This is a genomic window from Halomonas sp. IOP_6 (assembly GCF_021151565.1).
GTDB lineage: Bacteria > Pseudomonadota > Gammaproteobacteria > Pseudomonadales > Halomonadaceae > Vreelandella > Vreelandella alkaliphila.
In genome coordinates this window covers 335,402-350,604 of sequence record NZ_JAIRBO010000003.1, presented here as the reverse complement: position 1 = coordinate 350,604, position 15,203 = coordinate 335,402, and the positions used below count along the sequence as shown (strand labels likewise).

The 15,203-nt window shown below is 51.8% G+C and carries 13 protein-coding genes; 5 read left to right on the top strand and 8 right to left on the bottom strand.

The annotated features are described in order from the left end of the window. The first annotated feature begins 383 nt into the window (after nt 1–383). Together K7H08_RS07790 and K7H08_RS07785 are read left to right on the top strand one after the other, a co-directional pair. Nucleotides 384–1,874, top strand: a complete 1,491-nt coding sequence (locus K7H08_RS07790; RefSeq protein WP_231657629.1) for a SulP family inorganic anion transporter — start codon at nt 384–386, stop codon at nt 1,872–1,874. A 19-nt stretch (nt 1,875–1,893) separates the two neighbouring features. Then, complete coding sequence (locus K7H08_RS07785; protein WP_231657628.1) at nt 1,894–2,751, top strand: universal stress protein; 858 nt, start codon at nt 1,894–1,896, stop codon at nt 2,749–2,751. A 50-nt stretch (nt 2,752–2,801) separates the two neighbouring features. Here K7H08_RS07785 and K7H08_RS07780 read toward each other — a convergent pair whose 3' ends face one another. The 3 genes from K7H08_RS07780 to crcB (K7H08_RS07770) are packed head-to-tail and all read right to left on the bottom strand — an operon-like array spanning nt 2,802 to nt 4,559. Continuing rightward, the gene (locus K7H08_RS07780; RefSeq protein WP_231657627.1) at nt 2,802–3,776 is read right to left on the bottom strand and encodes an arsenic resistance protein; all 975 of its coding nucleotides are present in this window, start codon (nt 3,774–3,776) and stop codon (nt 2,802–2,804) included. 13 nt (nt 3,777–3,789) lie between these two features. Further along, entirely contained in the window at nt 3,790–4,176 is a 387-nt protein-coding gene (gene crcB / locus K7H08_RS07775) for a fluoride efflux transporter CrcB (RefSeq protein ID WP_120386432.1), read from the bottom strand. Beyond that, nucleotides 4,173–4,559: a fluoride efflux transporter CrcB gene (crcB, locus tag K7H08_RS07770; protein WP_231657626.1), complete on the bottom strand. Its 387-nt coding sequence runs from the start codon at nt 4,557–4,559 to the stop codon at nt 4,173–4,175. Before crcB (K7H08_RS07770) ends, crcB (K7H08_RS07775) begins: the two co-directional genes overlap by 4 nt. Before the next feature lie 169 nt (nt 4,560–4,728). On the opposite strand from crcB (K7H08_RS07770), the gene K7H08_RS07765 reads away from it, so the two are divergent. Beyond that, complete coding sequence (locus tag K7H08_RS07765; protein WP_038477699.1) at nt 4,729–5,583, top strand: universal stress protein; 855 nt, start codon at nt 4,729–4,731, stop codon at nt 5,581–5,583. An 11-nt stretch (nt 5,584–5,594) separates the two neighbouring features. On the opposite strand, the gene K7H08_RS07760 is transcribed toward K7H08_RS07765, so the two are convergent. After that, entirely contained in the window at nt 5,595–7,286 is a 1,692-nt protein-coding gene (locus K7H08_RS07760; protein WP_231657625.1) for a 2-isopropylmalate synthase, read from the bottom strand. Between the two features lie 218 nt (nt 7,287–7,504). Between K7H08_RS07760 and K7H08_RS07755 the strand changes: the two genes are divergently transcribed. Together K7H08_RS07755 and K7H08_RS07750 are read left to right on the top strand one after the other, a co-directional pair. Beyond that, entirely contained in the window at nt 7,505–7,990 is a 486-nt protein-coding gene (locus K7H08_RS07755) for an Lrp/AsnC family transcriptional regulator (RefSeq protein ID WP_038477693.1), read from the top strand. Nucleotides 7,991–8,061: 71 nt separating this feature from the next. Then, on the top strand, nt 8,062–8,421 hold the full coding sequence (locus K7H08_RS07750) for a RidA family protein (RefSeq protein ID WP_038477690.1): 360 nt from the start codon (nt 8,062–8,064) through the stop codon (nt 8,419–8,421). 32 nt (nt 8,422–8,453) lie between these two features. On the opposite strand, the gene K7H08_RS07745 is transcribed toward K7H08_RS07750, so the two are convergent. From K7H08_RS07745 to K7H08_RS07730, 4 genes are all read right to left on the bottom strand, one after another. After that, nucleotides 8,454–9,317, bottom strand: a complete 864-nt coding sequence (locus tag K7H08_RS07745; RefSeq protein WP_038477687.1) for a MurR/RpiR family transcriptional regulator — start codon at nt 9,315–9,317, stop codon at nt 8,454–8,456. Continuing rightward, nucleotides 9,307–11,076 (bottom strand): EAL domain-containing response regulator, encoded by a 1,770-nt coding sequence (locus K7H08_RS07740; protein ID WP_038477684.1) that lies wholly within the window; start codon nt 11,074–11,076, stop codon nt 9,307–9,309. The genes K7H08_RS07745 and K7H08_RS07740 overlap by 11 nt, the downstream gene beginning before the upstream one ends. After that, a complete protein-coding gene (locus tag K7H08_RS07735; protein ID WP_038477681.1) occupies nt 11,073–13,685 on the bottom strand; it encodes an ATP-binding protein in 2,613 nt (870 codons plus the stop codon). The genes K7H08_RS07740 and K7H08_RS07735 overlap by 4 nt, the downstream gene beginning before the upstream one ends. 98 nt (nt 13,686–13,783) lie before the next feature. Continuing rightward, a complete protein-coding gene (locus K7H08_RS07730) occupies nt 13,784–15,139 on the bottom strand; it encodes an aldehyde dehydrogenase family protein (protein ID WP_038477678.1) in 1,356 nt (451 codons plus the stop codon). Nucleotides 15,140–15,203: the final 64 nt, after the last annotated feature.

Here is a 15,203-nt window from a genome sequence, read left to right as displayed (position 1 = left end):
GGGCGTGTCAGCGCGTATCACGGTGTGGGCTACCAGAGTGGCGTGAGATGCAATGCGACTGTGATGCTGTTAGAATGCTGCGCTTTGTCGCACCTTGCTTATTGCAACCGTACAGAATATTACTTATGACTGCATTTACTCACATCTTTTCTGGGCTGATGACTCCGCCCTAAGTAATTCCCTCCTTTATATAAGCGCCATGACGCCTATCGCGTTTTGTCGGCGCTTGTGCATCCTATGGCCGTTCATTGGCTATTGATGCTGCCCCGTATCTTCGTGATGCAGCACTGTTTTGACAACCTATTCGCTTAATTGCGCGTTCTCGCTTCACCTCGGTGTGGCGGTAGTGCGTAGTGTTTCACCTTCAACTATGGACTCCCTGAATGGCACTTTTCAGTAAGCAAGAGTGGTTCTCTAACGTCAAAGGCGACACGCTCTCAGGCATCGTTGTTGCCCTAGCGCTAATTCCTGAAGCGATTGCATTTTCGATTATTGCGGGCGTTGACCCCAAAGTGGGCCTATACGCCTCATTTTGTATCGCAGTAGTGATCGCCTTTACCGGTGGTCGCCCAGGTATGATTTCAGCAGCTACCGGTGCGATGGCGCTACTGATGGTTACTTTAGTTCGTGAACATGGCCTGGAGTACTTACTGGCGGCCACGCTATTGACTGGGGTATTACAGATTATCGCAGGCTACTTAAAACTTGCAGAGCTGATGCGTTTTGTATCCCGTTCGGTGGTCACCGGGTTCGTGAATGCCCTAGCGATATTAATCTTCATGGCGCAACTGCCCGAGTTAACTAATGTGACGTGGCATGTTTATGCCATGACGCTAGCAGGCTTAGGCATTATCTATCTCTTCCCGTACTTGCCGGCGATTGGAAAGTCGGTTCCTTCTCCTCTGGTATGCATCGTGGTGCTTACCGGGGTGTATATGGTAAGCGGCATGGATATACGCACGGTAGGTGATATGGGCGAACTGCCCGATACACTGCCAATGTTCTTATGGCCTAGCGTGCCACTTAATTTAGAAACGCTAATGATCATCTTTCCCTACGCCATCATGCTGGCGGTGGTGGGCCTTCTTGAATCTATGATGACAGCCACTATTGTTGATGACTTAACGGATACACCCAGCGATAAAAACCGTGAGTGTAAAGGTCAGGGTATCGCTAATATCGGATCGGGTTTACTGGGCGGTATGGCAGGCTGTGCAATGATTGGTCAGTCAGTCATCAACATAAAATCCGGTGGCCGGACTCGGCTCTCAACGCTTATCGCTGGTGTTGTTCTGTTGTTGATGGTGGTCTTCCTCGCGGATTGGGTCTCGCAGATTCCTATGGCAGCGCTGGTAGCGGTGATGATTATGGTATCGATTGGCACCTTTAGCTGGGAGTCGATTCGCGACCTTAAAAAACATCCGGTGAGTACCAATATCGTTATGCTAGCCACAGTGGCGGTGACTGTGGGGACGCACAATTTAGCGATTGGTGTCTTTGTAGGTGTACTGCTGGCGGCGATGTTCTTTGCTAATAAAGTCGGCAACATCATGTATATCGGCTCGAAAGAAGTAGAGCCCGGTAAAGAGCGTGAATACCAAGTGGTTGGCCAAGTGTTCTTTGCCTCTTCTGAGCGTTTTATTGCGGCCTTCGATTTTAAAGAGAGCATCGATAAGGTCACTATCAACCTTTCCCGCGCCCACTTCTGGGATATTACCGCCGTTCAAGCTCTGGACCGCGTGGTGATTAAGTTCCGTCGTGAAGGTACTGAGGTGGAGCTGGTTGGCTTGAGCGAAGCCAGTGCAACTGTCGTCGACCGCTACGCGGTACACAACGACCCTGAAGCGGTTGAAAAGCTAATGGGCGGCCACTAACCACCGCAAGGAGAGCGATATGACTGAACACGTACTCGCCGCGATTGACGGCTCCCAGTATGCAGAAAGCGTCTGTGACTACGCCGCTTGGGCAAGCTTGGCATTAAATGCGCCGCTTAGCTTTGTGCATGTGGTGGATAATCATTCTGACGTGCCAGCAGAGCAAAATTTGTCGGGTAACCTAAGATTTGGTGCCCGCGAGCGCTTGATGAAAGAGCTTTCTGAGCTTGATGAACAGCGCGCTAAGGTAAACCGTGAACAAGGCAAGCTTATGCTGGAAGCTGCCAAGGCACGAGCAGTAGAAGATGGGGTCGTTGATCCCATTATTCGCCAGCTTAACGGCACGCTGGTCGAAACCTTGGTAGAGCTAGAGAAAGACATACGTTTGTTGGTGGTAGGCAAGCGTGGTGAAACCGCTCACCACGCCAGCGGCCACTTAGGTTCAAACCTTGAGCGTGTGGTGCGTGAAATGCATCGCCCAATGCTCATGGTGCCCAAAGCCTTTAAGCAGCCTGAAAGGGTGCTGATTGCGTTTGACGGTAGCAAAACTGCCCGTAAAGGGGTGGAGATGCTGGCGCGTTCTCCGTTATTTACCGGTACCGAATGCCATGTGCTGATTGTGGGTGCTGAAACCGCTGAGCATCGCAGCGAGCTTGATTGGGCGTTGACTACGCTACGCGATGCTGGCCACCAAGCCGAAGGCGCCATCCGTTCCGGTGAGGTAGACGACACCTTGCAAGCGTACGAGAAGGAGCATGCGATCGACCTTCTAGTGATGGGCGCTTATGGCCACTCGCGTATTCGCCACTTGCTGGTCGGCAGTACCACCACGGCGATGTTACGCGGTAGCCGAATTCCGGTACTAATATTGCGTTAATCAATACGTACGCTTTAACGCCGGTCACCACGCTAAGGGGCCGGCGTTTTTTATAGCTGGCTCGGAATTAGCTTGCCGGGCACCCAGCGTATCAACGCTATCATGCCAAATAACTCCACTAGCGATTGAAAAACAATAACAACTACCGCGGCTTGCCAGCCATTGGGCAGGGTAAGCGCAATGGGCAACATGACAAACGAATTGCGCGTGCCAAAACTAAAGGCAAGTGTTCGGGCGCTGGCAGGCGGTAGTTTGAATAGACTGCCTAACGTTTTACCCAACAACCCAGCGATGACTAAAAAGCCGATAAAGATAAATACAACCTGCCACAGAACATAGCTAAGCCCTAGCACGCTATTTACTTGCGACGCGGCAATGATGAACACCGCCAGTGCTAGCAGCGGCACTGGTAAATAAATGAGGCAGCCCACAGAGCGTTTGATAGCTGAAGATCGCTTGGCGGCAAGTTCTGTCAGCCATGCCAAACTCAAGGGCAGCAGGATCAGTCCAGCAAATGCGCTGAGAAGGTCTGCAGAAAAGGTTAACTGAAACCACTCGTCGCCTAAAAATAGCCACAGATAAACGGGCAATGCGACCATTTGGATGAGCAGCAGCAGTGGCGTTGCCGCAACCGCGCGGGCGGCATCGCCTTTGCCTAAGTGCGTGAAGGTAATAAACCAGTCTGTGCAGGGCATCAGTAGCACTAGCAAAACACCCGCCATTACCGGTGGGGGAAGTGGTAGCCCCACTACTAAAAGACCTAGCACCAACACCCCGAGTAGCGCAGGAATGATAATGAAGTTGCCAATCAGCAGCGCTGCCATAAAGCGTTTATCGGTAACGCTTTGCTTGATATGTAATAGCGGTATTTGAGTAAAAGTGGCGTAGAGCAGTATGCCGAGGAGCGGCCATAGCAGCTGTTCAAGTGATGACGCTAGTAAGGGAGCTATCAGACCCAACGTAAGCCCTAAGCAGATAAATCCCAGGTAAAGCCAAGACTGTTGTCGCTCTAACTGCTCGCGCATGAAATACCTACGGTTATAGACGAGAAAGCGCTATGCGTTCTCCTAGCCAGGCCGCCAGTAACCAAAGCGGTAGGCTGATAAGTACATAAAGCAGCGCTAGCCCAGAAAGCCCCTGTTGAATAAGGTGCAATGTTTCCAGGCTAAAGAGTGAAAACGTGGTAAAGCCGCCGCAAAAACCGGCCACTAACAGCGGCTGCCAGTGCGCAAGCTTGCCGTTAGGAAAACGTGAGGCGGTAGCGGCAATCCAACCGATGATTCCAGAACCCAGCACGTTAACCAGCAGCGTGCCCCAGGGGAAATAGCCACCAAGTGCTGCCAAAGACATGAGAGATACCCCGTAGCGAAGTGCACTGCCAAGCCCGCTACCAATCCCGACGGCTAGGTAAGCTCGCCAGTTCATAGCAACAACCCCTTAGCTAACAGCCAACCGAGCATGGCCATCACCATGCCGAGCACTAGGGTAGCGGCAATATTTAAGGCGGCACGCAGCGCTTGGCCGCTTTGCCACAGCTCAATAGTTTGTAAGCTAAATGAAGAAACGGTGGTGTAGCCACCTAGCAAGCCTGCAACAGTAAATAGCCACAGCGGCTGTGCGCTTGGCACGCCGTAGTAACCAAGAAGCCCGCCCGCTATAAACGCACCGCTGGCATTCACCAGTAAGGTACCCCAGGGGAAGGTTTTGCCCAGCAGGTGGGCCATAAGGTTAGAAACGGCATAGCGACCCATGCCGCCCAATGCGCCGCCAAGTGCTACCAGTAGCATGCTCACGATACCATGCCCCATCGTAACTCCTTTAACTGGCCGCGTTGATAGGCTGCTAAGTGTACCACCTACCCCATAACGATAGGGATGAACACAAAGAACGCGTTAAGGTGTCGCTGGTCAATAAGTTCGTGTAAAAAAGAATGAGAATAATAAAAATCTTAACGCACCCGCTCAAGGAGTCGCTTTTATGTCTGATCGCGTGTTCGCCGCTATTGATGGATCTCAGTATTCAGAAAGTATCTGTGATTATGCTGTCTGGGCCGCCAAGGCACTTGGTGCGCCATTAAGCTTTATTCATACCCTCGATAACCACGCCCAGGTGGCAGAACCTGATCTAACCGGTAATTTAGGTTTAGGGACCCGAGAGCATCTGCTTGAAAAGCTTTCTGATATTGAAGAACAGCGCGCGAAAGTTGCCCGTGAGCAGGGGCGCTATATGCTCGATGCGGCAAAAGCTCGCGCAATCGAAGCTGGTATTACTGATCCACTCTGCCTTCAGCGTAACGGAACGTTGGTAGAGACCTTGGTTGAGAACGAAAAGGAGATGCGCTTACTGGTACTAGGCAAGCGTGGCGAAACTGCGCATCAAGCCAGTGGCCATCTCGGCTCTAACCTTGAACGCGTTGTGCGTGAGATGCATCGCCCACTATTGATGGTGCCTAAGCAGTTTACGCAGCCGAAAAACGTGATGATGGCGTTTGATGGCAGCAAAACGGCTCGCAAAGGCATTGAGATGCTGGCCAAAAGCCCGCTCTTTGAAGGTGCTGCCTGCCATGCTGTGATCGTGGGCGCTGAGACGGCAGAAAATCGATCACAGCTTGAGTGGGCAATTGATGTTCTTGAGTCTGCTGGCCACCACGCTGAAGGCGCAATTCGCGCTGGCGAAGTGGAAGAAACCTTGCGCGCTTATAAGCAGAAGCACGGTATTGACCTGTTGGTCATGGGTGCCTATGGGCATTCGCGTATTCGTCACTTGCTGATTGGCAGCACGACGACCGCCATGCTACGCAATGCCCATTTGCCGGTGCTGATTCTGCGCTGACTTGTGAAAGATTATGCTTCTACTTCGACATCCGCACCTTCCTGCTGATGCTGCTTGGTGGCCTGCGCCATATTAATGCCTGACAGCAGCGCCTTCAGCGATGCGCTAACGGTGTCACTATCTTCGGCCACAGCGCAAAGTCGTTGTCCATCAATATTCAGCTGCACAAAGGCAATCGCATTGGCTTCGCTGTCGCCACCCAAGGAGTGCTCACTGTAGTCAATAATGGCTACATTGCTGCCTGAATGCTTCTTCCAGGCATCAGTGAAGGATGACATGGCGCCATTGCCGGTACCTGACAAGCGCAGTGTTTCAGAGCCTTGCCAAAGGGTTATTTCTATTCCCTCGTGCTGGCCTTTTGATAGCCGGTAATCGGCCAATGCCAGTGGCGCATCCTGAGTGAAATTATCAAACATCACTTGGCGAATGATTTCACTAGAAAGCTCGCCGTTGCGGCGCTCGCTCTCTTGTTGCACGTAAGGGGCAAGGGCCAGCATCATCCAACGCGGTAAATTAATGCCGTAGTCTCGCTCCAACAAAAAGGCCATGCCGCCTTTCCCAGACTGGCTATTCACCCGGATAACGGCTTGGTAGTCGCGGCCAATATCATGCGGGTCAATGGGTAGGTAAGCCACTTGCCACGGCTCGTCGGGCTTTTGATGCTTGAGGGATTTACGAATAGCATCCTGGTGGCTGCCAGAAAACGCGGTATACACCATCTCGCCAACCCAGGGATGGCGCGGATGCATAGTAATACCAGTACACTCATGCACCACCTGAACGATCTCGTCCGGGTTAGAAAGATCCAGCTGCGGGTCGATGCCTTGGCTGTACAGGTTCATCGCCAAGGTGACAATATCCATATTGCCGGTGCGCTCGCCGTTACCCAGTAACGTGCCTTCGACGCGGTCAGCTCCCGCCAACAGTGCTAATTCTGCTGAGGCGACTGCGCCGCCGCGGTCGTTGTGGGTATGTACCGAAATAATCACGCTGTCGCGACGGCTAATGTGCTGGCAAAAGTATTCAATCTGGTCAGCATGATGATGTGGCCCCGCAACTTCTACCGTGGTGGGCAAGTTGAGGATGCATTTGTTGTCAGGCGTTGGCTGCCAGACATCCATCACGGCTTCGCAGATGGCCAGTGAAAAATCGATTTCAGTGCTAGAGAAGCTTTCCGGCGAATATTGGAAACGCCAGTCAGCATCTGGGTGTTGGGCAGCATAGGTCTTCACCCAGGTAGCGCCTTGCACGGCAATATCGGTAATGCCAGCTCGATCCATCTCAAACACCCGCTCGCGCTGGATGGTCGAAGTAGAGTTATACAGGTGAATAATGGCGCGCTTGACGCCCGCTAGCGATGCAAAGGTTTTCTCGATTAAGTGTTCACGGCACTGCACGAGTACCGCAATAGTGACATCGTCTGGAATTTGGTCTTCTTCAATTAGCCAGCGGACAAAGTCGTAGTCTGGTTGGCTAGCCGAGGGAAAGCCCACCATCACTTCTTTAATACCCACTTTAATAATCTGCTGCCAAAAGCGCTGCTTTTGCTCAACCGTCATCGGCTCTAATAGCGCCTGATTGCCATCGCGTAGGTCTTCACTTAGCCAAATGGGCGCTTGAGTTAGGTCGCGGTCAGGCCATTGGCGGTTGAAGGCGGGAACATGCGGAGCAGGGCGGTATTTGCGATGATCAAAAGCAGACATGGTGAGTTTCCTGAAGGCAGTGAGTTAGTTGGGCGGCCGCTTGTGGCGTAAGCCGCGTTAACAGGTGTCTGGGTAAGGCACCGTGTAGGGGCTGCTTGTGACAGTCAATACAGTTTACTTGAAGTAAGGCGAAAGGTTATTGCGAAAATGTGGTTTTATCGCCAATAATTGGCAATAAATGTCGTATTTTTATTTTTTATTGGTAGGAGCTGCTTGTTATGCCTGTCGTGCCGCTTGAACTTGATCGTTTTGATCGCCACATTCTGAATGTGTTACAGCAGGAAGGGCGGATTAGTAACCAGGAGTTAGCCGAGCGCATCGGGCTTTCCCCTTCACCTTGCTTGCGCCGGGTGCGTGCGCTAGAGGAGCACGGCTTAATTACCCAATATCGGGCCGATGTTGATGCGCGGCAGCTAGGCTATCAACTGATGGTGTTGCTGCACATTTCAATGGATCAACATACTCCCGAACGGTTTGATAACTTCGAACGTCATATTCGTAAAATCCCCAACGTGATTGAGTGTTTGATTATCACCGGCCAAGCGGCAGATTTTCAGCTCAAGATTCTAGTGCGGGATATGGACGACTATCAGCACCTTTTACTGCACGTGATCAACCGTATTGAAGGCGTCACCGGAGCCCACACCAGCTTTGTTTTGCGACGAGTCTTTGAGCATCGCCCCGTGCCTACGGAGCGCGTTTGATTAAGAAGGCATAGGCAACGAAGCGGTGGCGGTTTACACTGCTTTTTTTGTCTTACCTAGGAGATTGAACCATGACAATTCAGCGCCATGATACAAAAGCCCGTATGAGCCGTGCCGTTATTCATCAAGGTGTGGCCTATTTGTGTGGCCAGGTAAGCGGTCCTGAAGCGCGCCACGAAGGAATTAAGGAGCAAACCGAGAGTATGCTGGCACGGGTTGATGCCTTGCTAAAAGAAATTGGCTCCAGCCGCGAGCAGCTACTGAGTGCGACAATCTACCTTAAAGACGGCAATGATTTTGCTGCAATGAACGAGGTGTGGGATGCCTGGGTACCCGAAGGCTATGCACCGGCACGCACCTGTGTATGCGCGCCGTTGCCTGCGGATGAGTTAAAAGTAGAAATTACCGTTACCACTGCCGTCAGCAGTTAAGGTATCCGTATCAGCGATAGCTGTCTTACTGATTACTTACCTGCCTTTTCCACAGGAAAGCGGGTATCGCGCAGGCTATCTTTGATTTTCTTCAGGTGCGGTAGGAAATCTTCGCCGCGCCTGAGTGTAACCCCAGTGGCTAAGGCATCAATCAGCGTTAGTTGAATCATCCGCGAGGTCATGGGCATATAGTGGTCGGTGTCCTCGGGGGTGGCGACTTCGAGAGTCGAGGTACATTCCAAAGAAAGCGGGGAGTTAGGGGCGGTGATCCCCAGCACCACGGCGCCTGCTTCGCGAGCAACGCGTGCAATATCGACCAGTTCTCTGGTGCGGCCTGTGTACGAGATAATCACCACTACGTCACCGGTATGACAAGCGGCAGCCACCATGCGCTGCATCAGCACATCTACATAGGCCATGACGGGCAAGTTAAAGCGAAAGAATTTGTGCTGGGCATCCTGAGCGACGGCACCTGAGGCACCTAAGCCAAAGAAATGGATCTGTTTTGCTTGAGTAAGATAATCAACCATGCGCTCAACGGCGGCCATATCGACCTCACGCTGGGCTTCGTCCAGGGCGGCAATCGTCGCGCCAAAAATCTTATGGGTATACTGCGTTGCCGTATCGCCGGGCTCGACAGCTCGCGTCACATAGGGCGTTCCGCCTGCGAGGCTCTGCGCAAGTTTGATTTTAAAATCGGGGTAGCCTTTGGCGCCGAAGTTGCGGCAGAACCGGTTGACCGTAGGCTCGCTGACGCTGGCCGCTTGGGCAAGGCTTGCAATGCTCAAGCTGGTGGCTACTGCTGGGTCCTCCAGGATGACATTGGCAACTTTGCGTTCTGAGCGGTTTAATTCTTCTAAGCGTTCGCGTAAGCGGTCAAGCAGGTCATGCGCCATCAACAGCCTCCATGGCAATATTTTTTTGGGCGTTGGGTGCCCATTCGAGGCACCACGTAAAAAATGCGTCGGCGGTTAGCGGACGCGCATAGTAATACCCTTGCGCCGCTTCACAGCCAATAGAACGTAAGTAGTCCGCCTGGGCAGATGTTTCAATACCTTCTGCCACTACGTCGCACCCAACGGCATGGGCAAGCTGAGTAATGGTAAGGGCTAAATGACGGTCTACTGCGTCGTGCTCTAAATCCATGACGAAGGCACGATCTATTTTCAGGGTAGAGAAGGGCAGTGTTTTAACATAGGCGAGAGAAGAGTGACCAGTGCCAAAATCGTCGATCGCAACGGCAATATTCATCTCAGCAAGCTGAGCCAACTGCGTGCGTGCGTTGTGCATATCGCTTAATAAGCCTGACTCAGTAACTTCCAGTGCAAAAAAACGTTCAGGGATCTCTTGCTCAGCCAGCTTGGAAAGCAATGCCTGAGCAAAGTCTTTGCGCGCCAACTGGCGGGCTGCAACGTTCACCGCAATATGGAAGTCATCATCCAGCAGGCCTTTTATTCGCCATTCGACGATATGCTGCATTGCTTTCTCAAGCACCCACTCACCAATAGAGAGGATATCACCACTTGCTTCCGCAAGGGGAATAAAGTCCCCTGGGGAAATATGGCCTAGCTCGGGGTGGTGCCAGCGTAGGAGAGCTTCAGCTCCGATAACACGCTGTGTTGCCAGAGAAACTTTTGGTTGAAATGCCAGGGACATCTCGCCCCGTTCGGTCGCACCACGAATAGCTTGCTGAAGATTCAGGCGCTGGCGTTGTTGCGCTTCCAGCGTTTCGTTATAGCATTGAACGCGCAGCGTACCGTTCTGCGGCAACGCTAAGGCGGCCATATGCACAAGGCGTTCAATATCGAAATGGGCATCCGCCCAGCTAATGCCAATGCGCGCATTTAGAGGCAGTAGTAGGTCGCCCAGCGCTTGGTCTTGATCGAAGCAGCTCAATAGCTGCGCCGCGGAGTGGCGTAACGCCTCGAGTTCGGCGCGAGCAGTAATCACCAGTATCTCACTGCCTCCCCACAAACCTATTTGGCATTGCTGACTGAGTTTAGCCGAAAGTTGACGGCTGATATGAACCATCAATTTATCAGCGACGCCATAGCCATGTAGCTTAATAACGTCGTCTAGGTGGTCCAGCGCAATGAAGAGAAGCCCTGTTCCCGTGCCTCGCATTGCTGCTTCACGAAGCATTTGAGTCAGTGCGCGGCGATTAGCTAGTTGGGTGATTGGGTCGGTACGAGACTGGCGATCTAGCTCTTTTGTACGCTTTGCCACCATGCGTTCAAGTATGTCTGCCTGTTGATTGCGGATTTGATAACGGTGCTCAACGCTTAATGTATTGCGGATGCGCTGTAGCACCTCATCATGTTTGAACGGTTTCGTGACGAAGTCGCGCACACCCATGCTCAGTGAGCGATGACGAGTTTCATCATCAATCTGTGCGGTGAGTATAATAATTGGGGGGATATGGTGACCAAACTCTGCTTGCAATTGATTGATAACCGCGTACCCATCCAAGTAAGGCATGCGAATATCAAGCAGGATCAGGTCTGGCAACGTTTGCTGACAGTGCGCCAGCACTTTGCGTGGATCGCTTATACCATGCGTGTTTTCAAAGCCATGGTCGTCAAGCAGGTCCAATAGCAGCTCCACGTTAATACTGTTGTCGTCCACCACGAGGAGGTGTTTATGGAGCAGACTCATAGCGCCGTCCTTGGTGCGATGGTAATAAATCGATTTAGCGATACGGTCAATTTGTCAATATCAATAGGCTTGGTAAGGTAGTCCGCAAACCCAGCCGCCAGTCCATAATGTAAGTCTCGCTCCATCGCATTGGCAGATAACGCTATGACATCGATCTGCTTTAGCATGGGGTCGTTTTGCATAATGTCGAGCGCTTGAAAACCACTCATTCCGGGTAGATGGATATCCATTAGGACGAGATCAGGTGGCGAATGACGCATTATCTCCAAGCTGAGTTCAGCGCTTGCCACGACACGTAATTGTATTGATGGGAAGTCGTCAATAATATCTTCCATAAGCCGCTGATTAGCAGGATTATCTTCTACATAAAGCAGGTTGAATGCGCGGGGAGAACCGCTTGAGGTGCCCACGACGCTACTATGAGGCGGTGCTTCATGTTCGGCCGGGTGTTCGGTAATGGGCAGCGTAAACCAGAAGGTGGAGCCTTTGCTTGGTTGGCTATCAACACCGAGACGCCCTTTCATCCGCTCTACCAATTCACGCGTAATGGCTAACCCAATGCCTGTCCCTTCAATCGGTCCGTGCTCTGCATCCAGGCGGTTAAACGGTTCAAAAAGCTCGTGCTGGCGCTCTGGCGCAATACCATGCCCAGAGTCGATAACGCTCACTTTTAGTTCGCTCCCAATCGGCTCAATATTTACATGGATGGTGCCGTTTTCTCTATTGTATTTAATCGCGTTGGAAAGCAAATTAAGCAGTACTTGCTTAACCCGCGTGTAATCCGCCATGACCATGCAGGGTAGCGCTAATGAATCACGCGTTAGCGTAATATTGGCTGCTCCGATGTTGGCTTCCAGCGTTGTGCAGGCATCATCCAATACGTTTTCGATTAGCATAGGCTCTAATGAAAGCGTCATGTGTCCTGCTTCGATCCTCGCTAAATCAAGTACTTCATTAATCAGGCTTAACAGGTGTTGACCGCTCTTCTCGATTTGCCCTACTTGGCGTTGCTGCTTCTCACTCAGTGGATCACGACGGCCTTTTGCTAACAGTTGGGCAAAGCCGATAATCGCATTAAGAGGGGTGCGCAATTCATGGCTCATTGAAGAGAGAAACTCACTTTTTGCCTTGTTAGCTTGCTCTGCCTGATCACGAGCGGTTGCTAAATCGCAGGTAACTTGCTCGCGCTCGGCCATTTGGCGATAGAGGTTAATGAGTAGCGCGCAGGTATCAGTAAAAGGTTGAAGCCAGTCTAAAAGAGTCTGGTTTAATGGCTGTTTACTATTTGCGATGGCAAACATGCCAATAAGGCTATCGCCGCTGAAAATCGGCACGCCTAAGTAGTTGTCTAAGCGAGGGTGACCTGGTGGGAAGCCGCCGCGCTTGGTATGGCGATAAACGTCGTTAGTCATGATGACATCGCCATGGGCAAAGACACGCCCTAAGAGTGAGTTAGGGTTGGTTAGCGTCATATCTCCGCTGCGTAGACGCTCCATCAGAAGTCTGGATTCATCGCTCCAGGAGAGGTCAGTGATAGCATGTATCTTGAGAGCATTGGTGGTATCGGTAGGCAGCACTTCCCCAATCAAGGCGTAGTCGCTATCAGTGAGTTCTCGCAGCGCTTCCATTAAAAACGTCCACAACTGTTCAACCGACATTAGTGCCTGATAGTCCGTAATGCCTTGATGAAGCACTTTAAGCAGGCTTTGCTCTTTATGAATTTGCTGTGTGGCGTTATAAACATCAGTTAAGTTGGTCAGAATACCCAGAAACTCAGCAACATCTCCCTGCTCATTATGGATGGCGTTGACGGCAAGATGGACGGGTATCAAGTGGCCGTCTTTATGGAGTGCTTCTACTTCTCGGCCTCGGCCAATCACCTTGGGTTCGCTGCCCGCCAAAAAGTTGGCAAGAAAGCTGTCGTGATGAGCGTTGATCGATGCAGGTGTAAACATCGACACATTGTTACCGACTACTTCGTGTTGCTGATAGCCCAGCATCGTTAGTGCAAAAGGATTAATACTTAACACGCTACCAGAGCGGTCAATGCGCACGATGCCGGTGGCACTTTCGTTAAACAGCGCCTCGTAGCGGCGCGTCGTTTGAGCCAGGGCTCTACGTATTTGATGCTGGCGAAGCAGCTCTTCCACTTGCCCAGCTAAGCTTTTTAAAATGCCTCGGTCTCGCTGACTAAACGAGCGCGGCTGACGATCAATTAAACATAGCGTACCTACGGGCAGGTCATCGGCCAGTTGTAATGGCTGTCCGGCATAAAAGCGAATGTGCGGGGGGCCGGTGACGAGGGGATTGTCCGCAAAGCGCAGATCATCGAGTGCATTTTCGACGACCAGCATGTCATTAAGCCCCACCGCGTGGGCACAAAACGATAGGTCTCGGCAGGTTTCGCTGGTAGTCAATCCTTGGTGAGACTTAAACCACTGTCGTTCTGCATCGACGAGGGAAACTAGCGCAATAGGTAAGTCAAAGAGGCCGCAAGCAAGCTGAGTGATTCGGTCAAACGCTTCGTCAGCGGGTGTGTCAAGCACCTGGAGAGCGTGCAATGCCGCCAAGCGCTGGTATTCATTCTCAGGAAAATCTGCGGCTTGCATTGTGCGTCCCAAAAAATAGTTCATTCAAAAAGTGCGCTCAACTAAGTCGTTAACTAATCGGCGAATAGTAATAATTATCGGGTATTAATGGCGAAGCTTTAGCCAATCCTGAGTAATTTTAATAGCCAGCGTTTATAAGGCGGCCTTATCAGTGCGCTAGAGGCCCGTTTTGATTGATAAAAAACACCTCGTAAATGGCTGAATCGTTCAAAACCATGGCGACCGTGATAAGCCCCCATACCGCTTTCACCAACGCCACCAAAGGGCAGCGAGGGAACGGCGTGATGAAGCAGCGTTTCGTTAAATACCAGCGCACCAGAGCGAGTGGTGTGACGCAAGGTTGTTTGCAGCAACTTATTGTCGGTGAAGGCATAAAGTGCCAGTGGGTGAGGCCGGGTATTCACAAAGGTAATCGCGTCGTCGATGTTTTTAACGCTGATAAGCGGTAGTGCACGGCCAAAAATTTCCTCTTGCATCAGCTCAAGATTTTGAGTTGGATCAATAACGAGCGCTGGTGCGTGTTGCCCGATATCGATGATGCGGCAGCCGTGATCTCTCGCTTGTGCTATCAGCCGTTCACTGCGTTTCTGATGATGGGGGCTGACAAAGCCTGTGGCCTCTTTATCGCTGGGGCGCTGCTGTTCGATAGCTCGACTTAGTGCCTGAATAAGTGCTTCCAGGTGGCGGCTTTCTACAAGCACATAATCCGGCGCAATGCAGGTCTGGCCGGCATTCATTCCCTTGCCAAATATAATTGAGGCGGCCGCACGATCCAGATCAGCGTCACTCGCCACGATAGCGGGTGATTTACCACCTAGTTCAAGCGTCACCGGGGTTAACTGCTCGGCAGCGGCAAGTGCAACTTGGCGGCCCACCGCCGTCGAGCCGGTGAAAACCAGATGATCAAAAGGTAGTGCGCTAAATGCTTTTGCTATCTCTGGGCCGCCTTCAACAACGCATACTTCTTCATCGGTAAAGTACTGCGGTACTAGCTTAGCCAGCAGGGCGCTGGTATTGGGGGCGTGCTCGCTGGGCTTGATCATGACGCTATTACCCGCTGCGACAGCATCAATAGCGGGCATCAGTGCTAAGCTCCATGGGTAGTTCCAGGGCGACATAATACCCACCACGCCAAGTGGCTGAGGAGCGATGCGGGCGCGGGCGGGCCATAAGCGCCATGGCATGTTGGCAGCGTATGGGCGCATCCAATGCCATAGGTTTCGCCGTGTATGACGAATGGCATGCAGCACCGCGTTAATCTCCGCTAAGCGTATCTCTGTCTCACTACGCTTGCCGAAGTCAGTTTGAATGGCCTGGATAATCTCCCGCTGGTGATGCTTAGTCATTCGTGCAAGGCGAGCTAAGCGCTCTCGTCGCAATCTTAATGAGGGGAAGGGCGCTTGGCCAAACGCATGAAGCTGAGTGTGCAACAGGCGCATTAAATCGCGTTTCATGGCAGCTCCTTGGGTTAATTCTTAATAACAATAGTCGTTTGTCCTGCTACTTGAATACCTCACT

Bases quoted from the DNA above. Each gene is read 5' to 3' on its own strand.
- K7H08_RS07755 (WP_038477693.1), top strand. From the start codon at position 7,505: ATGCCTGTCGTGCCGCTTGAACTTGATCGTTTTGATCGCCACATTCTG.
- K7H08_RS07765 (WP_038477699.1), top strand. From the start codon at position 4,729: ATGTCTGATCGCGTGTTCGCCGCTATTGATGGATCTCAGTATTCAGAA.
- K7H08_RS07730 (WP_038477678.1), bottom strand. From the start codon at position 15,139: ATGAAACGCGATTTAATGCGCCTGTTGCACACTCAGCTTCATGCGTTT.
- K7H08_RS07760 (WP_231657625.1), bottom strand. From the start codon at position 7,286: ATGTCTGCTTTTGATCATCGCAAATACCGCCCTGCTCCGCATGTTCCC.
- K7H08_RS07780 (WP_231657627.1), bottom strand. From the start codon at position 3,776: ATGCGCGAGCAGTTAGAGCGACAACAGTCTTGGCTTTACCTGGGATTT.
- K7H08_RS07750 (WP_038477690.1), top strand. From the start codon at position 8,062: ATGACAATTCAGCGCCATGATACAAAAGCCCGTATGAGCCGTGCCGTT.
- K7H08_RS07735 (WP_038477681.1), bottom strand. From the start codon at position 13,685: ATGCAAGCCGCAGATTTTCCTGAGAATGAATACCAGCGCTTGGCGGCA.
- K7H08_RS07785 (WP_231657628.1), top strand. From the start codon at position 1,894: ATGACTGAACACGTACTCGCCGCGATTGACGGCTCCCAGTATGCAGAA.
- K7H08_RS07740 (WP_038477684.1), bottom strand. From the start codon at position 11,076: ATGAGTCTGCTCCATAAACACCTCCTCGTGGTGGACGACAACAGTATT.
- K7H08_RS07745 (WP_038477687.1), bottom strand. From the start codon at position 9,317: ATGGCGCATGACCTGCTTGACCGCTTACGCGAACGCTTAGAAGAATTA.
- K7H08_RS07790 (WP_231657629.1), top strand. From the start codon at position 384: ATGGCACTTTTCAGTAAGCAAGAGTGGTTCTCTAACGTCAAAGGCGAC.
- crcB (WP_120386432.1), bottom strand. From the start codon at position 4,176: ATGAACTGGCGAGCTTACCTAGCCGTCGGGATTGGTAGCGGGCTTGGC.
- crcB (WP_231657626.1), bottom strand. From the start codon at position 4,559: ATGGGGCATGGTATCGTGAGCATGCTACTGGTAGCACTTGGCGGCGCA.